Source organism: Dactylosporangium aurantiacum (assembly GCF_000716715.1).
GTDB lineage: Bacteria > Actinomycetota > Actinomycetes > Mycobacteriales > Micromonosporaceae > Dactylosporangium > Dactylosporangium aurantiacum.
The window spans coordinates 147,735-171,046 of record NZ_JNYJ01000038.1 but is presented as its reverse complement, the minus strand read 5'-3'; the positions used below and the strand labels follow the sequence as shown (position 1 = coordinate 171,046).

At 74.0% G+C, this 23,312-nt stretch carries 15 protein-coding genes and 2 pseudogenes; 9 read left to right on the top strand and 8 right to left on the bottom strand.

Annotated elements, in window-relative coordinates; translation table 11 throughout:
* Positions 1 to 2 precede the first annotated feature (2 nt).
* The 5 genes and pseudogenes from OP18_RS35780 to OP18_RS35760 all read right to left on the bottom strand — a co-directional run bounded on the left by OP18_RS35780 (position 3) and on the right by OP18_RS35760 (position 4,864).
* Positions 3 to 1,103 (bottom strand): acyl-CoA dehydrogenase family protein, encoded by a 1,101-nt coding sequence (locus OP18_RS35780; RefSeq protein WP_033363539.1) that lies wholly within the window; start codon positions 1,101 to 1,103, stop codon positions 3 to 5.
* Positions 1,100 to 2,607 (bottom strand): annotated as a pseudogene (locus OP18_RS51540) (acyclic terpene utilization AtuA family protein). The gene OP18_RS35780 and the pseudogene OP18_RS51540 overlap by 4 nt, the downstream one beginning before the upstream one ends.
* A 56-nt stretch (positions 2,608 to 2,663) precedes the next feature.
* Complete coding sequence (locus OP18_RS35770; RefSeq protein ID WP_033363538.1) at positions 2,664 to 3,485, bottom strand: TIGR03084 family metal-binding protein; 822 nt, start codon at positions 3,483 to 3,485, stop codon at positions 2,664 to 2,666.
* A 1-nt stretch (position 3,486) separates the two neighbouring features.
* Entirely contained in the window at positions 3,487 to 4,080 is a 594-nt protein-coding gene (locus OP18_RS35765; protein ID WP_033363537.1) for a TetR/AcrR family transcriptional regulator, read from the bottom strand.
* A 106-nt stretch (positions 4,081 to 4,186) separates the two neighbouring features.
* On the bottom strand, positions 4,187 to 4,864 hold the full coding sequence (locus OP18_RS35760) for a Crp/Fnr family transcriptional regulator (RefSeq protein WP_033363643.1): 678 nt from the start codon (positions 4,862 to 4,864) through the stop codon (positions 4,187 to 4,189).
* A 1,678-nt stretch (positions 4,865 to 6,542) separates the two neighbouring features.
* Between OP18_RS35760 and OP18_RS61110 the strand changes: the two genes are divergently transcribed.
* The 5 genes from OP18_RS61110 (at position 6,543) to OP18_RS35735 (ending at position 11,082) form a co-directional block, all read left to right on the top strand.
* Positions 6,543 to 7,739: a CapA family protein gene (locus OP18_RS61110; RefSeq protein WP_033363642.1), complete on the top strand. Its 1,197-nt coding sequence runs from the start codon at positions 6,543 to 6,545 to the stop codon at positions 7,737 to 7,739.
* A 35-nt stretch (positions 7,740 to 7,774) separates the two neighbouring features.
* Positions 7,775 to 8,500 (top strand): endonuclease III, encoded by a 726-nt coding sequence (nth, locus tag OP18_RS35750; RefSeq protein WP_033363536.1) that lies wholly within the window; start codon positions 7,775 to 7,777, stop codon positions 8,498 to 8,500.
* On the top strand, positions 8,497 to 9,120 hold the full coding sequence (locus OP18_RS35745) for a TlpA family protein disulfide reductase (protein ID WP_052387822.1): 624 nt from the start codon (positions 8,497 to 8,499) through the stop codon (positions 9,118 to 9,120). Before nth ends, OP18_RS35745 begins: the two co-directional genes overlap by 4 nt.
* A gap of 119 nt (positions 9,121 to 9,239) precedes the next feature.
* A complete protein-coding gene (locus OP18_RS35740; RefSeq protein ID WP_052387821.1) occupies positions 9,240 to 9,893 on the top strand; it encodes an NUDIX hydrolase in 654 nt (217 codons plus the stop codon).
* Positions 9,894 to 9,897: 4 nt separating this feature from the next.
* Positions 9,898 to 11,082 (top strand): MarP family serine protease, encoded by a 1,185-nt coding sequence (locus OP18_RS35735; RefSeq protein ID WP_033363535.1) that lies wholly within the window; start codon positions 9,898 to 9,900, stop codon positions 11,080 to 11,082.
* 47 nt (positions 11,083 to 11,129) lie between these two features.
* On the opposite strand, the gene OP18_RS35730 is transcribed toward OP18_RS35735, so the two are convergent.
* Positions 11,130 to 12,440: a S8 family serine peptidase gene (locus tag OP18_RS35730; RefSeq protein ID WP_081971383.1), complete on the bottom strand. Its 1,311-nt coding sequence runs from the start codon at positions 12,438 to 12,440 to the stop codon at positions 11,130 to 11,132.
* A gap of 683 nt (positions 12,441 to 13,123) precedes the next feature.
* On the bottom strand, positions 13,124 to 14,458 hold the full coding sequence (gene eccD, locus OP18_RS35725; protein WP_033363534.1) for a type VII secretion integral membrane protein EccD: 1,335 nt from the start codon (positions 14,456 to 14,458) through the stop codon (positions 13,124 to 13,126).
* Positions 14,459 to 14,588: 130 nt separating this feature from the next.
* On the opposite strand from eccD, the gene OP18_RS35720 reads away from it, so the two are divergent.
* Positions 14,589 to 18,524: a type VII secretion protein EccC gene (locus OP18_RS35720; RefSeq protein ID WP_033363533.1), complete on the top strand. Its 3,936-nt coding sequence runs from the start codon at positions 14,589 to 14,591 to the stop codon at positions 18,522 to 18,524.
* 5 nt (positions 18,525 to 18,529) lie between these two features.
* Here the strand turns inward: OP18_RS35720 and OP18_RS35715 are convergent, their stop codons facing one another.
* The gene (locus tag OP18_RS35715) at positions 18,530 to 19,069 is read right to left on the bottom strand and encodes an inorganic diphosphatase (RefSeq protein ID WP_052387819.1); all 540 of its coding nucleotides are present in this window, start codon (positions 19,067 to 19,069) and stop codon (positions 18,530 to 18,532) included.
* An 81-nt stretch (positions 19,070 to 19,150) separates the two neighbouring features.
* Between OP18_RS35715 and dacB the strand changes: the two genes are divergently transcribed.
* The 3 genes and pseudogenes from dacB to tilS all read left to right on the top strand — a co-directional run bounded on the left by dacB (position 19,151) and on the right by tilS (position 23,238).
* A complete protein-coding gene (gene dacB, locus OP18_RS35710) occupies positions 19,151 to 20,545 on the top strand; it encodes a D-alanyl-D-alanine carboxypeptidase/D-alanyl-D-alanine endopeptidase (protein ID WP_052387818.1) in 1,395 nt (464 codons plus the stop codon).
* Between the two features lie 90 nt (positions 20,546 to 20,635).
* Positions 20,636 to 21,691 (top strand): annotated as a pseudogene (locus tag OP18_RS61105) (zinc-dependent metalloprotease); the annotation flags it as partial.
* A 578-nt stretch (positions 21,692 to 22,269) separates the two neighbouring features.
* A complete protein-coding gene (gene tilS / locus OP18_RS35700) occupies positions 22,270 to 23,238 on the top strand; it encodes a tRNA lysidine(34) synthetase TilS (RefSeq protein WP_211273766.1) in 969 nt (322 codons plus the stop codon).
* The last annotated feature ends 74 nt before the right edge of the window (positions 23,239 to 23,312 follow it).

The window sequence follows — 23,312 nt, the reverse complement described above, 5'->3', positions numbered from 1 at the left end:
CCTCAGACCCCCAACTGCTTCGCGATGATCTCGTTCATGATCTCCGTGGTCCCGCCGCCGATGCCCATGATCCGAGCGTCCCGGTAATGGCGCTCGACCTCGGTGTCGCGCAGGTACCCGAGGCCACCGTGCAACTGCACGGCCTGGTCGACGACGTGGTCGCAGGCCGCGACCGCCGTGTTCTTCGCCATCGCCACCTCCGTAACGAGTCGCTCGCCGCTTGCGACACGCAGCGCGGTGTGTCGCACGTACGTGCGGGCGACGTCCACCTGCCGCGCCATCTCGGCGAGCCGGTGCCTGACCAGCTGCCGGCTGGCCAGCGGGCGGCCGAACGTGTGCCGGTCCCGCACCCATGCGACGGTCAGGTCGAGGCAGCGCTGCGCGGTCGCGTAGCACTGCACGGCCAGGGAGATCCGCTCCGCCGCGAAGTGCCGCATCAGCGCGTGGAAGCCGCCCACGTCGTGGCCGCGCGGCACCGGCACGTCCACGAAGGACAGTTCGGCGGTGTCGGAGCAGTGCCAGCCCATCTTTTCCAGCGTCCTGGTGACGGTGAAGCCCTCCACGACCACCAGTCGCACGCCCTCCTCGGTGCGCACCGCCGTGGTGGCGAAGTCGGCCCTGGCACCGCTGGTGATGAAGAGTTTCGTGCCGTTGACGATGTACCGGTCGCCGTCGGCCTTCGCGGTGGTGCGGATACCGGCGACGTCGGACCCGCCGTCGGGCTCGGTGATCGCCAGGCAGCCGATCAGCTCGCCGCGCAGCGTGGGCCGCACGAACCGGTCGATCAGCTCGCTGTTGCCGCTGTCGATGATGTGCGGCAGCGCGATGCCGTGCGTGAACAGCGCCGCGATCAGCCCCGACGAGCCACCCGACTGGATGATCTCCTCGGTGACCACGATCGAGTCGGTCAGGTCGCCGCCCTCGCCGCCGACCTCCTCGGCGAAGCCGATGCCGAGCAGGCCCAGCCCGGCCGCCTTGCGGTGCAGCTCCCGGGGCACCTCGCCGGCCCGCTCCCAGTCGGCCAGGTGCGGCACGATCTCCCGGAGGGTGAAGTTGCGCACCAGGTCGCGCAGCTCAGGCTTGGCGAACAGGTCGGTCGTCATGGCAGCAACTCGTCGGGGATGTCGACGACCCGGGAGCGCAGCCACTCGCCGAGGGCCTTGCCCTGTGGGTCGAAGCGGGTGCCGGCGGCGACGCCGTCGCCGAGGATGCCGTGCACCACGAAGTTGAGCGCGCGGAGGTTCGGCAGCTCGTACCGGCTGACGTCGCGCACCTCCGGCAGCAGCGTCTTGAGCAGGTCCTCGGTGAGCGTCGCCCGCAGCCACGCGTACGCCTCGTCGGAGCGGGCCCAGACGCCGATGTTGGCGTCGCCGCCCTTGTCGCCCGACCTGGCCCCGAACAGGGTCCCCAGCGGCACTCTCATCGGACCTCCACGGTGGTGCGGTCGGGGAGGACGGCGACGTGGCGGACCTCGCCGCGGGGTACCGCCGCCGAACGGAACACCCCGAAGGGCGTGGCGTCGCCGGGCGGGCCGGTCAGGGTGAGACCCGGATAGGACGACAGCGCCAGCTCGACCGCCGCCTGCGAGAACGCGCGGCCGGCCGCCTTCGGGTCGGCGCTCTTGATGTGCACCGCCAGCAGGGCGCTCGCGCGCTGCTCGTCGTCGGCGTCCGGGTGGTCGGTGCGGGCCAGCCGGAACTCCAGGCCGTCACCGCCGATGCGGCGGCGGAGCTGGCGCTCGACGAGGGCGGCCTTCTCCTCGATCCGCAGTCCACACAGGACGAACGTCATGCTGTTGCGGAAGCCGCCGAGGGCGACGGTGCCGGCCTTCAGCGTCTCCGGCGGCGGGCTGCCCTTGACGCCGGTCACCTCGACCCGGTCGTCGCCCTGCTGGGCCAGCCGGATCGTGTCGAAGTGGGTGGTGACGTCCGGGCCGAGGTATTCGGGGGCGCCGATCTCGTACAGCAGCTGCGCGGTGACCGTGTCGACCGTGACGGCGCCGCCGGTGCCGGGATGCTTGGTGATGACCGACGACCCGTCCGGCCGCAGCTCGGCGATCGGGAAGCCCGGGTGGTCGAGGTCGGGCAGCTCGGTGAAGAACGCGTAGTTGCCGCCGGTCGCCTGCGCGCCGCACTCCAGCACGTGGCCGGCGACCGTGGCGCCGGCGAGCGCGTCGAAGTCGGACGGGCCCCAGCCGAAGTGGGCGATGCCGGGGCCGACGACCAGCGACGCGTCGGTGACCCGGCCGGTGACCACGACGTCGGCGCCGGCCTTGAGGCACTCGGCGATGCCGAACGCGCCGAGGTACGCGTTCGTGTCCGGGCGGATGGCGTCGCCTTCGACGTGCCCCACCCGGACGGTCAGGCCGAGCCGGCCCGCGAGGGCCTCGATCGCCTCGCGCAGCTTGGCCGGGTTGAGGCCGCCGGCGTTGGTGACGATCCGGGTGCCCCGGTCGAGCGCGGTGCCGAGGAAGCCTTCGAGCTGGCGCAGGAACGTCTTGGCGTAGCCGGTGCCGGGGTCCTTCATGCGGTCCTTGGCCAGGATCAGCATGGTCAGCTCGGCGAGGTAGTCGCCGGTGAGCACGTCGAGCGGGCCGCCGTCGAGCATCTCCTGCCAAGCGGTGGCGCGGTCACCGTAGAACCCCGAGGCGTTGCCGATGCGGATCACCGCCGGAGCTCCTGCTGCTGGGTCGGCCTTGGCTCGCGCTTGTCCCCGGGCGGGCCGGCGAACGCCTGGGCCAGGGTCGTCCACTCGCGGGCCTCGTCGCCGGTGGCCTGCAGGGCGAGGTCGGCGGGGTGGCGGCGCTGCGTGACCAGCAGACAGAAGTCTTCGACCGGGCCGGCGATCCGGTTCGGCGCGTCCTCGGGCCCGAACGTCCACAGTGCGCCGTCCACGGTGGACAGCTCGACCCGGAACGCTCCCTGCGGCGCGGGCCGGCCGTGGCTGACGAAGCTGTGCCCGATCGTGCGGTAGCCGAGGTTCGCCACGTGCCGCAGCCGGTCCGTGGGGCGGCGGTGCGCCTGGGCGTCGGCCCGCTCCGGGAACGTCTCGGCCACGTCCTGGCCGTGCGCCCAGGTCTCCATCATCCGGCCGGTCGCGCTGGACAGCGGCGACATGGCGGTGCCGAACCACGGCAGCTTCGCGTCCTTCGGGTGCCGGTCCAGCGCCTCGGCGAGGGCCTCCCGGCCGTCGCGCCAGCGGCGCAGCAGCTCGTCCGGCGGGGCGATGTGGTCCGCCGCCGCGCGGTCCACCATCGTGTACGGATCCTCGATCGCGCTCATCTGCGCGACGAACGCCGCCGGGTCGGTCGCGGCCAGCGTCGCCACCGTGTCGGTCCAGTGCAGGTGGGCGATCTGGTGCGCGACCGTCCAGCCCTTCGCGGGCGTCGGCCGGCTCCAGTCCCGGTCGTCCAGGGCCGACACCAGCCGGTCCAGCGACCCGGACTCCTCCCGCAGGTCGGTGAGCACCTCGGACAACGTCACCATCTCAGGTCCCCAGAATCGTCGTGAGCTGCTGTTTCCACGCCGCGAGCAGCTGGCCGCGGCGGTGGCTGTCGTCGGTGAGCAGGTTGGCCACGCCGAGGCCGCGCAGCAGGTCCAGCGTCGCCTGTACCGCCTCGCGGACGCCGGGCCGGCGCTCGTCGGCGCCGAGCAGCTCGACCGTCAGGCGGTGCATCTCCCGGCCGACCCGGGCCTCCAGCGGCACCAGGGCGTCGCGCAGCTCCGGGTCGGTGCGGGCGGCGACCCACACCTCGAGCGCCGCGACGAACAGCGGGCCGGTGAACGCGGCCGCGAGCATGTCGAGGACCTTGTCGAGGCGCTCGTCGCGGTCGCCGGTGAGCGTGGCCGCCTCGGTGCGGATCTCCTCGGCGCGCCGCTCGGCGAGGTGCGTGACGGCGGCGAGGACCAGAGCGGCGCGCGTGGGGTAGTGGTGCAGCTGGGCGCCCCGGGAGACGCCGGCGCGCTCGGCGATGACCGTGGTGGTGGCGCCGGACCAGCCGTGCAGCACGAGGCAGTCGACGGTCGCCTCCAGCAGGCGCTGCTGGGTGGCGCGGCTGCGCTCCTGCTGCGGGGCTCTCACACCTTCGAGGGTCCTGCCCCAGAAACAAACAGTCAAGACTGATTTTTTTGCCGGCAAGCAAAAAGGCACGCGGCGGCGTGCCTTTTTGGGGTGTCTGACCTGGGTGCTAGACGCGCGCGCGGCGGGCCAGCCGCTCGGGGTCCATGATGATGACGCTCTTGCCGTCCAGGCGGAGCCAGCCCCGGGAGGCGAAGTCCGCGAGGGCCTTGTTGACCGTCTCGCGGGAGGCGCCGACCAGCTGCGCCATCTCCTCCTGGGTCAGGTCGTGGTTGACCCGCAGCACGCCGCCGTCGCGGGTGCCGAAACGGCCCGCCATCTGCAGCAGCGTCTTGGCCACCCGGCCCGGCACGTCGGTGAAGATCAGGTCGGCGAGGGCGTCGTTGGTGCGCCGCAGCCGCCTGGCCAGCACGCGCAGCAGCTGCTCGGCGATCTCCGGCCGGTTGGTCAGCCACGGGCGCAGCGCCTGCTTGCGCAGCCGCGCCAGCCGCGTGTCGAGCACCGCCGTGGCGGTCGCGGTGCGCGGACCCGGGTCGAACAGGGACAGCTCCCCGACCATGTCGCTGGGGCCCATCACGGCGATCAGGTTCTGCCGGCCGTCGGCGGCCCGGCGACCGACCTTGATTTTGCCGGACAGCACGATGTACAGGCTGTCGCCCGGCTCGCCCTCACTGAACACGATCTCGCCCTTGCGGACGTCGATCGTCTCCATCTCCTTGGCGAGGGATTCCGCAGCCTCGGGCTCGACGCCCTGGAAAATGCCGCTGCGCGCCAGTACCTCGTCCATCGCGTCCACCTCGAATCCGTCGGCGTGTCACTCGCCATGAGCAATCACGCGAACGTCAGTTTATGCACACGGGGTCGTGTCCCGGGCGTCGGGCAGGATGATCACCATACACGCCGACCTGCGGCGCGGCGTCCCTCAACGGTACTGGTCACGCATTGGAACCGGACCATCACGAGCTCGCGCGCGTGCGATATCTTCGCCGCGGGGCGACTCGACCCCACAGCTGAAAGACCGGTGGGGTGGGAAGCGCATGACGGTGTACGGCGGACCGCCGAGCGATCCTTCCCGGTGGCCGGACGATCGCGAGCAGCCTCCACACGACCAACCGCCGGCGCCCGGCCCTGGTTACGGGCCAGCCGGGGCGGATCCTCGCGGGCCGGCCGGGGGCGATCCTCGCGGGCTGGACCGGCGGGGCGAGCAGCCCCCGGGTGACGCCTGGGCCGACCGGCGCGCCGGTGGGGGTCGCGGCGAGGAACCCGGCACCGCCCCCTGGGGTCCTGAGCCCGGCGCGGCGGCATGGCCCGCCGAGCCCGGCACGGCGGCGTGGGGCGCCGAGCCCGGTGCGGCCGCCTGGGGTGGCGACGGGCGGGGCGCCGAGCCGGCCACGGCCGCGTGGAGCGGCGACCCACGGCCGCTTGACCGCCGGCCGGTCGACCCTCGGCTGGTGGACCCCCGACCCCTTGACCCTCGGCCGCTCGACCCGCGACCGCGTGATGCTCGACCCGGTGATGCTCGGCCTGGTGATGCTCGGCCGCTCGACCCTCGGCCGCTCGACGTCCGCCCTGGGGATGTCCGCCCTGGGGATGTCCGCTCTGGGGATGCCCGCCCCGGCGATGCCCGGCCCGGCGATGCCCGGCCCGGCGACGCCCGGCCCGGCGACGCGCGTGGGGGCGAGCTGCGTGGTGGCGACTTCCGGGCGGGGCCGCCTTCCGGCGACCCGCACGGTGGCCAGGCGCAGGGCCGCAGCGCATGGGCTCCCGAGGAGACCCGCGGCGACCGGCCGACCGGCCCGGTCTTCGGCGGCACGGCCCAGGTCCCGGGCGGCGACCGGCCGACCGGCTCGCTGTTCGACTCGCCGACGTCCGCGCGGGGCGGCGCGACCCCCGGCTTCGACGGGCCGCCGTCGCCCGCTCGGGGCAGCGCCAGGCCCGCTGGCGCGACGTTCGGCGCCGCGGCGGTGCCAGGGGCCGGCCCCGAGCCGACCGGCACGTTCCGCGACGCCCGGCCGCCCGCCACCGGGACCTTCCGCGACGCCCAGCCGCCCGCGACGGGCACGTTCCGCGACGCGCAGTCGCCGGCCACTGGAACGTTCCGTGACGCGCAGCCGCCCGCGACGGGCACGTTCCGCGACGCGCAGTCGCCGGCCACCGGGACCTTCCGTGACGCGCAGCCGCCCGCGACCGGGGCCTTCCGGGAGGAGCGGCCGCCCGCGACGGGCACGTTCCGCGACGCGCAGCCGCCGGCCACCGGGACGTTCCGGGACGGGGCGCCGGGCGGTGGTTCGCTGTTCGCGGCCGGTGGGCAGCAGCACACGGGGCCCGTCTACGGGGCGCAGGCGACCGGGCCCGTCTACGGGGCCACGCGGGCGCCGGACCCGGGGGCGACCCGGGGGCCCGAGGACCTGTACGCGGCGCAGGCGTACCAGCCGGAGGAGCGGGCCGGGCGGCGGAAGCTGCCGCTGCCCGGGGAGACGCCGCCGCCGAAGAGCGGAGGCGGGCGCCGGACGGCGATCATCCTGGGTGCGCTCGCGGCGCTCATCATCGGGGCCGGCACGGCGGGGGCGGCGACGTTCCTCGGTGGCGACGACCCGGCGCCGGGCAACAGCCAGCCGCCGGCGGCGCAAGGGGGCAGCAAGGCGGCGACGCCCGGCGGGTCGACCGCGCCCGCGGCGCCCGGGCCCGCGGACGGCATCACCATGACCGCGACCGGCGACATCGTGATGGGCATGGCGCCCAACGGGCTGCCGCCCAACAACGGCAAGGGGTTCTTCGACCCGGTCAAGGAGTACCTGACCGCCGACTTCCAGATGGGCAACCTCGAGCAGGTGCTCACCGAGGACACCGGCGTCGGCAAGTGCTCCGCGGAGTCGGCCGGCAAGACGTGCTTCGCGTTCCGGACGCCACCGTCGTACGTGAGCAACCTCAAGGACGCCGGGTTCCACATGATGACCATGGCGAACAACCACGCGTACGACTTCGGCGAGGTCGGCTACAAGAACTCGCAGAAGGCGCTCGACGGCGCCGGGATCAAGTACACCGGCTGGCCCGGGGCGATCTCGGTCGGCGAGGCGAAGGGCGTGAAGATCGCGGTCGTCGGGTTCGCGTCGTACAAGTGGTCCAACCTGTGCAGCGACCTCGACGCGGCGGAGACGATCATCAAGGAGGCCGCGACCAAGGCCGATCTCGTGGTCGTCCAGGTGCACCAGGGCGCGGAGGGCTCGGACAAGACGCACACGAAGCCCGGCACGGAGTTCTTCCTCGGGGAGAACCGGTGCGACACGATCGCGTTCGCGCACAAGGTGATCGACGCGGGCGCCGACCTGGTGGTCGGGCACGGGCCGCACGTGATGCGGGCGATGGAGTTCTACAAGGGTCGCCTGATCGCGTACAGCCTCGGCAACTTCGCCGGCTACCGGGCGCTGAGCTACAACGGCGTCGTCGGCATCGGCGGTGTGCTCAAGGTGACCCTGGGTGGCGACGGCACGTACAAGAGCGGCTCGCTGACCGCGACGTACATGGTGGCGCCCGGCCTGCCGAAGCCCGACCCGAAGAAGCAGGCGATCCCGTTCGTGTCCAACCTGACGAAGCAGGACTTCCCGACCACGGGGGCGAAGATCGCCGCCGACGGGGCGATCACCCCACCGGCGGGCGGCTGATCCGCCCCCGCCGGGCGGCGACGTAAAGTCGGAGCGTGACCGAGACTGCGCTGGGGCTGAAACGACGGGCCCGACGGATGGCGCGGGCCCTCGCGGTGATCCACCCCGACGCGCACTGCGAGCTGGACTTCACCAGCCCGCTCGAGCTCGCCGTGGCCACGATCCTGTCGGCGCAGACCACGGACGTGCGGGTCAACCAGGTGACCCCGAAGCTGTTCGCGCGCTACCCGGACGCGGCCGCCTACGCCGCGGCGGACCGGGCGGAGATGCAGGACATGCTCATGCCGCTGGGGTTCTTCCGCAACAAGACCGACTCGCTGATGAAGCTCGGGCAGGCGCTGATCGACCGGCACGACGGCGAGGTCCCGGGCACCCTCGACGAACTCGTCGCGCTGCCCGGCATCGGGCGCAAGACGGCCAACGTGATCCTCGGCAACGCGTTCGGCGTACCGGGTATCACCGTCGACACCCACTTCAAACGGCTGACCCAGCGGTGGCACTGGACCACGGAGACCGACGAGGTGAAGATCGAGTTCGCCGTCGCGAAGCTCATCGAGCGCCGCGACTGGACCATGCTGTCCCATCAGGTGATCTTCCACGGGCGCCGGGTGTGCCACGCCCGCAGACCGGCGTGCGGCGCGTGCACGCTGCGGCGTGACTGCCCGTCGTACGGGATAGGCCCCACCGACTTCGAGACCGCCGCCGCCCTGCTGAAGGGCCCGCGGGTCGCGGAGCTGACCGAGCTGGCACTCGCGTCATGAGGCGCCTGCTCGCCGGCCTGCTGGCCGTGACCCTGCTCACCGTGTCCGCCTGCACCGACGACCCGCCGAAGGCCGACGACGTCGCCGCCGCGCCGACCGGCCCGTCGTGCCTGCCGGCCCCCGCCTCGCCGTCGCCGGCCGCTCCGCCGTCCCCGTCCGGTGGCGCCGCCGGCAAGCCGCTGCCCGCGATGGCCGTCCGGTGCTTCGACGGCGGCCGGTACGTCGACGCCGCCCTGCTCGGCTCCGCCCCGACGATCCTGAACCTGTGGGGGTCGTACTGCGAGCCGTGCCGCACCGAGCTGCCCGCGTTCCAGCGGTTCGTGACCGCGGCGGACGGCCGGCTCCGGGTCGTCGGCGTCGTGGTCAGGGACAGCCGCGACGCCGCGCAGTCGGTCATCGACGACAAGCGGCTGACGTTCCCGATGCTGGAGGACCGCGACCAGCAGTTCTCCGTCGCGCTCGGCCGGGTCGTGGGCAAGCCGGTCGCCAACGCGCTGCCGGCCACGCTGTTCATCGCACCGGGAGGGCGCGTCGTCTACACGTACCAGGGAGACGCTCTGGACGAGCAGAAGATCCGGGCGCTCACGGCCACGCATCTCGGCATCGAGGTGGCGGCATGAGCGGCGCTGGAGCGCAGCGGAGGTGCCGGCATGAGCGGGCCGCAGCGGAGCGAGGAGCCGCGAATCATTGGCTCAGGGTGGAGCTCAGGCCGGCGCCGGAGCGCAGCGGAGGTGCCGGCATGAGCGAGCTTCCCGACTGGTTGACCCCGCTGCTGACCCGCCTGCGCGACACCGAGGCGGGCGACTTCACGCGCCTGCCCACGCCCGACGGGGAGGGGCAGCGGCGGAGCGCGGTCCTCGTGCTGTTCGGTGAGCAGCCCGGCAGCGGGCCCGACGTGCTGGTGTTGCAGCGGGCCGCGACCATGCGCAACCACGCCGGGCAGCCCGCGTTCCCCGGCGGGGCGGTCGACCCGACCGACGCCGACACGATCGCGTGCGCCCTGCGGGAGGCGGAGGAGGAGGTCGGGCTCGACCCGTCGACCGTCGAGGTCGTCGCGACCCTGCCGACGCTGTGGATCCCGGTGAGCAACTTCCTGGTCACGCCGGTGGTCGGGTGGTGGCGCTCGCCGCACCCGGTCGGGCCGGCGGACCCGGCCGAGGTGGCCCGGGTCGAGCGGCTGCCGATCCGCGACCTGGTCGACCCGGCGAACCGCCTGCGGCTGCGTCACCCGAGCGGCTGGATCGGTCCGGCGTTTCGGATACACGACATGTTGGTGTGGGGTTTCACCGCCGGCGTGCTGTCTACGCTGCTGGAACTCGGTGGATGGGCGGTCGAGTGGCCGACAGACCGGGTTGAGGAACTGCCGGCACCTGGTGCCGCCACCGTAGGCTGAATGCGTGTCTGGCAGCGTGATCGATATCGTCCTTGTGCTCCTCGTGGTGATGTTCGCCGTCAACGGCTACCGCCAGGGGTTCCTCGTTGGTCTGCTGTCATTCGCCGGGTTCTTCGGCGGTGCCCTGCTGGGGCTGCAGGTCGGCCCACGCATCGCGGAGTTCTTCGACGACGACCCGATCCGGGTCGTCATCTCGTTGGCGGCGGTGTTCGGCCTCGCGGTCGCCGGGCAGGCCCTCGCCAGCTTCGTGGGCAACCGGCTGCGCAGCGCGATCGTCAACCGCACCGCGCAGGGCGTCGACAACGCCGGTGGCGCGGTCGTCTCCGTGATCGCGGTCCTCGTGGTCGTCTGGCTCGTCGCGGCGCCGTTGAGCTCGTCGTCGCTGCCGTGGCTGGCCCGCTCGGTGAGCAACTCGTTCATCCTCAACGGCGTCGACAAGCTCATGCCGCAGCAGGCCGACCAGCTCTCCGCCGCACTGCGCGACACCGTCGACACGCGCGGCTTCCCCGACGTGTTCGACGGCCTGGCACCGACCCGGGTGCGCCAGGTCGAGGCGCCCGACCCGAAGCTCGCCGGCTCCGAGCTGGTGAAGAAGTCCGAGCGGTCCGTGGTGAAGGTCCGCGGCATCGCGCAGAGCTGCTCCCGGCGCATCGAGGGCTCCGGCTTCGTGTACGCCACCGACCGGGTCATGACCAACGCCCACGTCGTGGCCGGCACCAAGTCGACCACCGTCGAGGTCAACGGCTCGCAGAAGAAGGCGGTCGTCGTCGCGTACGACCCCGACCGCGACCTCGCCGTCCTCTACGTCAAGGGGCTCAACGCGCCGATCATGCCGTTCGCGACGAAGAAGGCCGAGACCAACGCGGACGCCATCGTGATCGGGTACCCGCTGGACGGGCCGTACAACGCGCAGTCCGCCCGCATCCGCGACCACCGCGAGATCACCGGCCCCGACATCTACGAGGACGGCAAGGTCACCCGCGAGATCTACACGATCCGGGCGCTGGTGCGCAGCGGCAACTCCGGCGGCCCGCTCGTCTCCCCGGACGGCACGGTCCTCGGCGTGATCTTCGCGGCGGCGGCCGACGACCAGAACACCGGCTTCGCCATCACCGCCGACGAGGCGGCCGTCGTGGCCGAGGCGGGCAAGACGCACAACGAGCCGACGGGCACGGGCAAGTGCGCCTGACGGCCGGCTGAGCCGGCAGGGCTTGCCTCATATGGAGGTGGGCCCGCTCAGAACCGGTCGGGGCGCCTGGTGCGGTGATGGAGCAGGACGCCGGCGGCGCCCAGGGTCAGGATCACCAGCGTGGCGACGAGACCGACGGTGACGCTGTCGCCGACCGGCTCGCGCACCGCCGACCGCCGGGCGCCGGCCAGCCCGGCCACGTCGCCGGAAGGCAGCGGTGCGGCGCCACCCTCATGGGCCGGCTGCGTCGCCGAAGGGCTCGCCTTCGCCGGCCTGCCCGACTCGGTCCTCGGCTCGGCGGCGCCGGTCAGCGGGTTCGCCGCGACCTCGGCGACCGTCTCGCGCAGCGCCGAGACGGGGTCCACCTCGCCGTACCCGAACTGGTCGTCCCGCCCCGCCGGCCCGAGATCCTTCGCCGTGCCGATCAACCGGTTGATCACGTTCGCCGCGCTCATGTCCGGGTACCTCGCCCGGATCAGCGACGCCGTCGCGGCGACCAGCGGCGCGGCGAAGCTCGTGCCCTGTACCTGCCAGTACCCGCCGCCGGGACGCGCCCCGGTGAGATTGTCGGCGGGCGCGGTCAGCACCGTCTCGGGCCCCGTCAGCGACCCCGCCCACAGCGCGTCCGCCCCACCACCCTGCCCACCGGACGCGGTCGGGCTGGCCGTCGGCCGGGCGCTGGGTGCCGCGCCCCCGCTCAGCCCGGCGACCGCGACGACGCCCGGCTCGCGGGCCGGGTACCAGACCTCGTGGATCGACGGGTCGGTCGCCACGTTGCCGGTGCACGCGACCACGACGACGTCCCGGGCCGCCGCGTACCGCAGCGCCTCCGCGATCGCGTCGCTGCGCAGCGCCCCGCCCAGCGACAGGTTGAGCACCTGCGCCCCGTGGTCGACGGCCCACCGCACGCCGTCGGCGATCACTGTGGGGTCGTCGTACTTGTTCGACTGGTCGAGCACCCGCACCGGCAGGATCTTCGCCCCTGGCGCGATCCCGGCGACGCCGTTCGGGTCGTCGGCTCGCCCCGCGATCAACCCCGCGACCGTCGTGCCGTGCCCGACCGGATCGAACCGGCCGTCACCCCCGTCGACGAGGTCCACGCCCGGCAGCACCTGCCCGACGAGATCGGGGTGCTTCGCGTCGACCCCGCTGTCCAGGACCGCGACGATCACCCCGCTGCCCGTCGACACCTTCCAGGCCGCCTTCGCCCCGAGCGCGTTGAGCTGCCACTGCGCCGACCGGGTCTGGTCCGCACCGGCCGGCTGCGCCGTGACCAGGCACACCAACAGCGCAAAGACCGCCGTAACAAGGCCACGGGCGGCGGCACGGGGGAGGGAGACGGGTGCGATGGCACCCATTCTGGACCGTGTTGGTCGGGTCTGTCAGCCTCTCCCCCCACCTCCCGGCGATTCTTAAGCAGCCGCTAAAACTGCCGCCATCACCCGGCCGGTTGACGGGACTCCTGCCCTGAATGCACCGATCTCACCCGTTATGGTCGCCACAGTGGTCGTGACCAGCACGAATGCGGTCCTGGGTTGAACGTCGGGTGGGCCGACCGATCGAGCGGCCGAGCCGGGACCGGGGCGTCAAGAGGGTGCCGTGGAGGAAACCGGGCGCATGAAGCGAAACGGACCGTGCGACGGCGCGGGCGGCAGGTGGCTATCGGGGGCGACCAACGGCGGCGGGCGGCCATCGACGGCGGAGGAACGAATCGGGCGCGGCAGAATCGACGCGTCGGGACCCACGCCACCGCGCCTCGCCTGGTGCTTCCGCGTCTCGTGCTTCCGCGCCTTGTGCTCTTGCGCCTCATGCTCTTGCGCCTCGTGCTCTCGCGTCTCGTGCTCTTGCGTCTCGTGCTCTTGCGTCTCGTGTTTCTGCGTCTCGTGTTTCTGCGCCTCGTGCTGTGCTCCCGCGCGCTCGTGCCGTGCTCCCGCGCCTCCGCGTCCTGGCCCCCGCGCCTCCGCGTCCTGGCCCCCGCGCACCGAGGGTGTCGGTGTTTGCTCCGCGGGCTCCGGCGTCGGGTGAGGTCGGGCGCGGGACGTCAGGTGAGCAGGCCGTACAGGCCGAGCACGGCGCAGGCAAGGGGCACCACGGAGACCAGGCAGAGGATGTCGAGGATGTCGGCGGCCCGGCCGGCGTACGGCGACAGTGGGCGCACCGCGGCACGCGCCCCGGCCAGCGCGACCCCACCCGATACCAGCGCGACCGCCGCCGCCACCACCGCGGTCGGCGGGGTGGACAACGCCAGCGCGGCCAGGCACCAGCCGCCCGCGGCGAGGAGTGGCAGGCGGTGGCGGACCGTGACGAACATGCGGGCGCGTAGGAGCAGCGCGACGCCGCAGACGGCGACCATGACCACGCCGGACGCGTCGCGGGAGTCGATCAGGACGGTGGCGGACGCGGCGGCGGCGAGCGCCGAGCCAATGAGCAGGCCGGTCAGCATCTCGTCGGTGCGGGCGACGGCGGCGAAGACCTGGGCGCGGTCCGGGGGTGTGCCGAGGCCGGCGCCGGTGGCGGTGAGGTCGCCCGGGAGGGCGACGGCGGGCACGGGCAGCTTGCCGAGGCGGATGGCGAGCAGCGGGGTGCCGGCCACACCGGCGACGACGGCCGCGAGGACCACGGCGGCCGCCGCGGCAGGGCGCACGTGTACGGCCAGAAAAGCGCCACCCGCACCGAGCAGGCCGAGGGTGGCACCGGCGACGAAGATCCGGAGCAGATGCGCGACCCCGGCTCCGGCGAGCAGCGAGGCCACCAGGAGCGCGGTCGAGGCCAGCAGGGCGCGGGCGGCGGCGCCGGCCGGCGGTGGGGTGGCGAGCCAGCCGAACGCGGCCGCGAACGGCAGGCCGAACCCGGCGAGGACCGCGCCGGTGAGCGCGTCGCCGTACGCGCGGGAGGCCACGGTGCCGGTGAGGAGCAGGACCAGGGCGGCGACCGCGGCCGGCAGCGGCAGGCCGCCGCGGACGGTGGCGGCGAGCGCCACGGCCAGGCCGGCGCCGGCGCCGGTGAGCGCCGCGGCCCGGGTCGCGACCGGGCTCCAGGCGACGCCCTGGCGGCGGGCGCCGGCGGCGATGGCGTCGACCACGTCGTCGAACTCGAGCTCGGGCCAGCTCGCCCGGGCCGGGACCAGGTGCAGCACGGCGCCGTCGTGGACCTCCTGGCCGGCCAGGCCGGTCGTGGTGGACAGCGCGGTGCCGTCGCCCCGGCGCAGGAGCCAGCCGCCGTGCCGCTCGCCGTCGTCGGCGAGTCCGACCCCGGCGTGCCGCAGAAGCTCTGGAAGCAGCTCGGCCAGCGGCACCGCATCAGGCAGCGCGACGTCGACCCGCCGTTGCGGCGAGCTGATCGTCACGCGGGCGAGGCCGGGCGATGCTGCGGGCATCGCTCAGAGGTACCACGGTCGATGCGCGGGTGTCGTCCCGCTCCCGCGAATCGGACGTTGTGTGACGGAGTTGTCACGCTGGATGCAACAGGGGTCCCGCCCGCCCCGCGCGAGTCTTACAGTGCGTGGCGTGAGCACGGTCGTGGTGAAACGGTCTCCGCGACGGCCCGCGCCCGAGATCCCGAGCGGTGACCTGGTCGTCCAGGCACCGCCGCAGATCCCGCCGGTGCCGCCGTCGCGCTGGCAGCAGCTGGTCCAGCTGGTGCCGATGCTCACCGGCACGCTCGCCACGGCGATGCTGTTCGCGGGGCGGGACGGCGGGACGTATTCGTATGTGATCGGGGCGGTGTTCGGGTTCTCGACGCTGGGGATGCTGCTGACGTCGGCCGGTGCCGGCGGCGGGCCGAAGAAGGCCGAGATGATGGCCGCCCGCCGCGAGTATCTGCGGCACCTGGCGGCGCTGCGGCGGCAGGTGCGTGACACCGCCGCCAGGCAGCGCACCGGCCTGCATTACCGGCATCCCGACCCCGGGTCGCTGTGGTCGACCGTGGACAGCTTCCGGCTTTGGGAGCGACGCCCGGCCGACGCGGATTTCGCGGTCGTACGGGTCGCCGTCGGCCCGCAGACCCTGGCCACGCCCTTGCACCCGCCCCCGACCGGCCCGCTGGAGGACCTGGAGCCGCTGACCGCCGGGGCGCTGCGCCGGTTCCTCGACACGTATTCGGTGGTGCCTGACCTGCCGGTCGCGATCTCCCTGCGCAGCTTCGCGCGCGTTCACGTGGGCAGGGGCGCGGCGCCCGATGAGGCGGCGGTGGCGCTGGTGCGGGCGGTGCTGGCGCAGCTGGCGGTGTTCCACGCGCCCGAGGACCTGCTGATCGCGGTCTGTGCCGGGCCGCACCGCCGGGAGCGGTGGGAGTGGACGAAGTGGCTCCCGCACGCCATGCACCCGGCCCGCACCGACGCGGTCGGCCCGGTCCGGCTCGTCGCGGGCTCCGCGGTCGAGCTGGAGGGCCTGCTGGACGACCTGCTCGCCAACCGGGCGAGGTTCGCCGCCGACCGGGCCGGTCCGCAGCGGGCCGCGCCGCACCTCGTGGTCGTGCTCGACGGCGGTGACCTCGCCGGCAGCGGCCACCTCGGCACCGACGGCGGCGTCGACGGGGTGACCCTGATCAGCCTGGACGGCGCGCCGGCGCGGCTGCTCGACCCGGCCGCGATCGTGCTCGACCCGGCCGGCGGGCGGCTGGTGACCGTGTCCGTGGAGGCCGACGGCGAGGTCGGGGTGCCCGATGCCCTCGCCGCGACCGAGGCGGAGGCGCTCGCCCGTCGCCTGGCGCCGCTCAGACTGGCGGTCGCCGGCGGTACGGGCGACGACGATGCGAAACGGGAGAACGGCGCCGACCTGGCGGCGCTGCTGGCGCTGGACGACCCGTGGTCGCTCGACGTGGCGAGGGCGTGGGCGCCGCGACCGCACCGCGACCGGCTGCGCGTGCCGATCGGGGTCGGCCCGCAGGGGCAGCCGGTGGAGATCGATCTGAAGGAGTCGGCGCAGGACGGCATGGGGCCGCACGGGCTGCTGATCGGCGCGACCGGCTCCGGCAAGTCGGAGCTGCTGCGCACGCTGGTGCTCGGCCTGGCCGCCACGCACTCCTCCGAGACGCTCAACTTCGTGCTGATCGACTTCAAGGGCGGGGCGACGTTCGCGCGGCTGGACCGGCTGCCGCACGTGGCCGCGTTCATCACCAACCTGGAGGCGGAGCTGCCGCTGGTCGACCGCATGACCGACGCGATCAACGGCGAGGTCCTGCGGCGCCAGGAGCTGCTGCGCCGGGCCGGCGACTACGACTCGCTGCGCGACTACGAGCGGGCCCGCGCCGGCGGCGCGCCGCTCGCGCCGCTGCCCAGCCTGCTGGTGATCTGCGACGAGTTCAGCGAGCTGCTGGAGGCGAAGCCCGACTTCATCGACCTGTTCGTGCAGATCGGGCGGGTCGGCAGGTCGCTCGGCGTGCACCTGCTGCTGGCCTCGCAGCGGCTCGAGGAGGGCCGGCTGCGCGGGCTCGACACGCACCTGTCGTACCGGATCGGGCTGCGGACGTTCTCGTCGCTGGAGTCGCGCACGGTGCTCGGCGTCCCCGACGCGTATGAGCTGCCGCGCTCACCCGGCCACGGCTACCTCAAGTCCGGCACCGAGCCGCTGACCAGGTTCAAGGCCGCTTACGTGTCCGGCGCGCACCACCAGCCGGGACGGTCGGGTGCGGCGGCCGCGCTCGGGCGGCGGGTCGCGGTGTACGACACCCGGTTCGCGCCGCCGCGAGCGCTGCCCGAGCCCCAGCGGGACGAGCCGTCCGTGAGCCTGCTCGACATCCTCGTCGACCGGCTGGTCGGTCAGGGTGTCCCCGCCCACCAGGTGTGGCTGCCGCCGCTGAGCGTGTCCGCGTCGATCGACGAGCTGCTCGGGCCGGTCGCGGTCGAGCCGGGCCGCGGGCTGGGCGTCACCGACCGGCGGCAGCGTGGGGCGCTGCGGGTGCCGGTCGCCCTCGTCGACAAGCCGCTGCAGCAGCGGCGCGACGTGCTGTGGCTCAACCTCGACAGCGCCAACGGGCACGTCGCCGTCGTCGGCGGCCCGCAGAGCGGCAAGTCGGTGGCGCTGCGCACGCTGATCGCCGGGCTCGCGCTGACCCACACGCCGGCCGAGGCGCAGGTGTACTGCCTCGACTTCGGCGGCGGGCAGCTGCTCGGCCTGCGGGACCTGCCGCACGTCGGTGGGGTCGCCGGGAGGCTCGATCCGGCCGCGGTGCGCCGTACCGTCGGCGAGGTCGCGGCACTGCTCAACGACCGGGAGCGGCGCTTCGCCGAGGCCGGCGTCGACGGCATGGCCACCTACCGGCGCCGCCGCGCCACCGTCAGCAGTGCCGCGGCCGCCGACGCGTGGGGCGACGTGTTCCTGGTGATCGACGGCTGGGCGACGGTCCGCGGCGAGTACGACGACCTGGAGACCACGATCACCGACATCGCGACGCGCGGGCTGTCGTTCGGCATCCACGTCGCCGCCTCCGCGTCACGCTGGACGGACTTCCGCCCGGCCCTGCGCGACCTGCTCGGATCCCGGATCGAGCTGCGGCTCGGCGACGAGAGCGACTCCCTCGCCTCGCGCAGGGCCGCCGCCAACGTGCCGAAAGAGGCGCCGGGCCGGGGCGTGACCACCGACGGCCTGCACCTGCTCGTAGCCCTGCCGAAGCTGGCCGTCGGCGACCAGGCCGACCTGGTCAAGGCCGTCGCCGCCGGATGGGCCGGCGCCCCGGCGCCGAGGGTGCGGATGCTGCCGGGCCTCGTGCCGCACGCGGCGGTGGCCGGCGACGCCGACCCGGGCAACCCGCTCGACCTGCCGATCGGCCTCGCCGAGGCCGACCTGCGCCCGGCCCGGGTCGACTTCGCCGCGGAGCCGCACCTGCTGGTCTTCGGCGACGCCGGATCGGGCAAGTCGACGCTGCTGCGCGGGCTGGCCGCGACGATCAGCGGCCGGTTCACCCCCGAACGGGCCCGCATCGTGCTCGTCGACCACCGGCGCACCCTGCTCGGCGCCGTGCACACCGAGCACCTGATCGGCTACGGCACCGGCACCCAGCAGACCGAGGACCTCGTCGCGTCGGTCGCCGCCTACATGCAGCGGCGCCTGCCCGGCCCCGACGTCACGCAGGACCAGCTGCGCACCCGCGGCTGGTGGACCGGGCCGGAGTGCTTCGTGCTGGTCGACGACTACGACCTGGTCGCCGCCGGGCCCGGCAACCCGCTCGACCCGCTGCTGCCCTACCTCGCCCAGGCCCGCGACATCGGCCTGCACCTGATCGTGGCCCGGCGCAGCGGCGGCGCGGCACGGGCCCTGTTCGAGCCCATGCTGCAACGGCTGCGGGAGCTGTCCTCGCCCGGCCTGGTGCTGTCTGGGGACCGCGAGGAGGGTGCGCTGCTCGGCAACGTCCGTCCGGGTCCGCTGCCACCGGGCCGGGGCTGGCTGTTCACCCGCCGCGACGGCGCGCGCCTGGTACAAGTGGCGCACGTCGAGGCGGGCTGAGGGCGCTACTCGGTCGGGTGCGCGTTCGGCGCGACGCCCGGGTCGTGGTAGGTGCCGTCGGCGATGGCCTGCTGGTAACGCTTGCGGGAGGCGGCGATCTCCGCCTCGGCCTCGACCCGCCCGACCCACGTCGCGCCCTCGACGCTCTTGCCGGGCTCCAGGTCCTTGTACACCTCGAAGAAGTGCTGGATCTCCAGGCGGTCGAACTCACCCAGGTGGTGGATGTCGCGCAGATGCTCCAGGCGCGGGTCGTCCGCGGGCACGCAGAGGACCTTGTCGTCGCCGCCCTTCTCGTCGGTCATGCGGAACATGCCGATCGCCCGGGAGCGGATCAGGCAGCCCGGGAACGTCGGGGCCTGCACCAGCACGAGCGCGTCCAGCGGGTCCTCGTCCTGACCCAGCGTGCCCTCGATGAAGCCGTAGTCCGCCGGGTACTGCGTCGAGGTGAACAGCGTCCTGTCGAGCCGGATCCGGCCCGTCGCATGGTCAACCTCGTACTTGTTGCGTTGACCTTTCGGGATTTCGACCGTTACGTCGAAGTCCATCTGATGACTCCTCACCCTCGCACCGCTGCGCCGACCATTAGTCTCCCTGACAGCACCACGGTGAAGTACGGGGAGGGTCGGTTGGCGAGGGAAAGACCACAGGTTGGCACTGTCGCCGCGGCCGTCGCGCTGGTCGTGGCGCTCGTCGCCGCGCTGGCTTCGGTGTACGCGGGACCCGAGACCATCCGCCTGCTGGGCCTGGTGGACCCGGGCGAGCGGACGAAGTGGACCGCCGGCGTCGCGCCGGAGCTGCCGCCCGCCGTCCTGACCGCGATGGACGGTCAGGCGCCGCTGCCGTCACCCGACGGCGTCAAGGCGGCCCTCGCGCCGCTGCTGGCCGCGCCCGCGCTCGGCCCGCACATCACCGCCTCCGTCGTGGACGTGGCGACCGGGCAGGTCCTGTACTCCTCCGAGCCCGACGCGGCCATGACGCCCGCCTCGACGACGAAGGTCGTCACCGGGGTGGCGGCGCTCGCCGCGCGGGGTCCGGCGTACCGGATCCCGACCCGCGTCGTGGCCGGCGCCCAGCCCGGCGAGGTCGTCCTCATCGGCGGCGGCGACCCGACCCTGGCGGTGTTCCAGACCCCGTACTACCCGGGCGCCGCCCGCCTCGACGACCTGGCCGCCCAGGTGAAGAAGGCGCTCGGCGACACCACGCCGACCAAGGTCGTCTACGACGGATCGCTGTTCGTCGGGTCCGGGATCGGCCCCGGCTGGGACGCCGACGCCACCACCGAGGGCTCCGGCGCCGTGATCACCCCGATCATGACCGAGGGTGGCCGGCCCAACAGCGGCAAGTACGCCAAGCGCCACCCGCAGCCCGACATCCAGGCCGCGCAGGCGTTCGCCAAGCTGCTCGGGCTGCCGCCCGCCGCCGTCGTGACGGGCACCGCGCCCGCCGGCGCCCAGGAGCTCGGCAAGGTCGAGTCGGCGCCGATGGTGCGGCTGGTCGAGTTCATGCTGCTGGAGAGCGACAACGTGCTCGCCGACATCCTCGCCCGGCAGGTCGCGCTCGCCAAGGGCCAGCCTGCGTCGTTCGAGGGTGGCGCCGCGGCCATGCGGACCGTGCTGGAAGGGCTCAACGTGCCGGTGACCGCGTACGGGCTGGTCGACGGCAGCGGGTTCTCCCGCAACGACCGGCTGTCCCCGGCGCTGCTCACCACGCTGCTGGCGATGGCCGCCCGGTCCGACCGCGCCGACCTGCACGGCATCTTCAGCGGGCTGCCGGTCGCCGGGTACTCCGGAACCCTGGCCGGACGATTCACCAAACCGCAGGAAGGCGCCGGCGCGGCCGGCCTGGTCCGGGCCAAGACGGGCACGCTCACCGGGGTCAACTCCCTCACCGGGATCGTCGTGGACGCCGACGGGCGGACGCTCGCGTTCGCGTTCATGGCCGACCAAACCACCGACGGCCCCAAGGCGGTCGTGGCGCTCGACCGGGTCGCCGCCGCGCTCGCCGCCTGCGGCTGCCGGTAGTTCTGTCGCTGCGTGGTCGGGGGTTAACTGTCGGTCGAAGGCGGGGCTTCTTGGCGGCCGGTGATGGTCCGGCGCGGGTACGGTGGGTGCATGGCGCAGTTCGTCGATTGGGATCTGGCCGCAGCAACCGCCGCGGCGTTGGGCAAGAGCGGCCCCGCCGTGTCCTACGAGGAGGCCGCCGCCGCCGTCACCGACCTGCGGGGACTGGCGGACGAGGCGACCGAGCACGTCAGCTCCTTCACCGGGCTGCGCACGAAGGTTCTGGCACCGCCGGTGCGCATCGTCGACCGCCGTGACTGGGCGGCGACCAACATCGAGGGCCTCCGGCAGGTGATCCAGCCGCTGGCGGAGCGGCTCGCGGGCGGCAAGCAGCCCGGGCCGGTCGCCAGCGCCATCGGGTCACGGTTCACCGGCGTGCAGGCCGGGACCGTGCTGGCGTATCTGTCGGGCAAGGTCCTCGGGCAGTACGAGGTCTTCTCCGCCGACCCCGGCCAGCTCCTTCTGGTCGCCCCCAACATCGTGGAGGCGGAGCGCCGGCTGAACGCCGACCCCCGGGACTTCCGGCTCTGGGTGTGCCTGCACGAGGTCACCCACCGGGTGCAGTTCACCGCCGTGCCCTGGATGCGGGGTTACTTCCTGGGTGAGGTCGGCGCGTTCGTCGACGCGTCCCAGCTCAACCAGGACCAGCTCGCCGAGCGGCTGCGCCGGGGCATCGGCGCCCTCGCCGACGTCGTGCGCGACCCCAACAGCAAGGTCTCGGTGCTCGACCTGGTGCAGACGCCCGGCCAGCGCGCCGTGCTCGACCGGCTCACCGCCCTGATGACCGTCCTGGAGGGGCACGCCGAGTTCGTCATGGACGGCGTCGGCCCCGAGGTGCTGCCGTCGGTCGAGGACATCAGGGCCAAGTTCAACCGGCGCCGCGAGGCGGCCGCCAACCCGCTCGACCGGGTGCTGCGCAAGCTGCTCGGTGTCGACGTGAAGATGCGTCAGTACGCCGAAGGCCGCAAGTTCGTCCACGCGGTCGTGGAGCGGATCGGCATGGACGGCTTCAACAAGATCTGGCAGTCGCCGCTGACCATTCCGCGGCTGGACGAGCTCAGCGACCCCGATGCCTGGGTGGTGCGGGTGCACGGCGCGGGCGCGTTGAGCAGGCCGGTTGCCGTGCCGCCGGCCGCTGTGCCGCCGGGTGCGGCTTCGGCCGCGGTGCCGCCGGGGGTGGCTTCGGCCGCGGCCCCGGCCGCGTCTCCGGCCGCGTCTCCGGCGAAGGCCGGGGTGGTCGAGGCGCCGCCGGCGCCGGTGCCGACCCTGCCGGAGCCGGCGGTGGCGGAGGCGGGGATCGCGGAGTCCACCGAGGTGGCGGGGCTGTCGCCCGAGGAGGCCGCGGTCGCTGCGCCGGTGACGCCGGCGACCACGACCGTCGAGCCCGCCGGCGGGTCCGCCGAGACTGAGGCGGGGTCCGGGGAGGCGGCGGCCGCGAAGGCGGAGCCTGCGAAGGCGGAGCCGGCGGAAACGGGGTCTGCGGCGGTCGGTGCTGAGAGCACTGAAGCCGCTGGTGTCGTCGGTGGGGCAGCCGCCGGGTCGTCGGTCGCCGGGTCTTCGGCCGGGGCGGGCGTCGACGAGGACGAGCCCGCTGAGGCGGAGCCGCTGGTGGCGAAGGCCGACACCGGCGAGGGTGACGGCACCCAGGAGCGGCCGGCCAAGCCCGACGCCACCGGCTGATCGCGGTGGCCGCGCTCGCGCCGGCCGTGGCCGCGGTGCGTGCCGCGGTCCGGCGTGGCCTGGCCGACATGTCGCCGGGTGACACGGTGCTGGTGGCCTGCTCAGGTGGTGCCGACTCGCTGGCCCTGGCGGTGGCGGCGCGGTTCGTCACGCAGCGGATGCGGACGCACTGCGGGCTGGTCACGGTCGATCACGGGCTGCAGGCGGGCTCCGGGGAGCGGGCCGCGCGGCTCGCCGGGTGGGCCCGCGAGCACGAGTTCGACCCGGTGGACGTGCGGACGGTCAAGGTCGCCGGGCACGGCGGGCCGGAGGCGTCCGCGCGCAACGCCAGGTACGCCGCGCTCGTCGCCGCCGCGAAGGCCCACCGGGCGGCGCTGGTCCTGCTCGGGCACACCCGGGACGACCAGGCCGAGACGGTGCTGCTGGCCCTGACCCGCGGGGCCGGCCCGCACGGGCTCGCCGGGATGCCGGCCCGGCGGGAGCGGCAGGGGGTGTGCTTCGCCCGGCCGCTGCTCGACGTGACGCGGGCCGACACCCGGGCCGCGTGCGAGGTGGCCGGGCTGACGCCGTGGGAGGACCCGCACAACAGCGACCACGCGTACGCCCGGTCGCGGGTCCGACCCCTCGTCGCCGCGCTCGGCCCGGCCGTGATCGACAATCTGGCCCGCACCGCGGCGCTGGTGGCGGCCGACACCGCGCTGCTGGACGAGCTGGCCGCGGACGCGTACGACAAGGCGGCCACGGGGGCGGACGAGCTCGACGTCGCCGAGCTGCAGCGGCTGCCGCAGGCGGTCCGCACGAGGGTCCTGCACGCCTGGGCCCGCCGGCTCGGGGTGTCGGGCGGGGCGCTGTCGCATCGCCACGTGGTCGCCATGGACAACCTGGTCACCGACTGGCACGGGCAAGGGCCGGCGGCGCTGCCCGGGGGGTTGCGGGTGGCCCGCCAGGACGGCCGGCTGCGCCGCCTCGGATGAGCCGGCTGCGCCGCCTCGGACAAGCCAGCCGCCTCGGACAAGCCAGCCGCCTCGGACAAGCCAGCCGCCTCGGA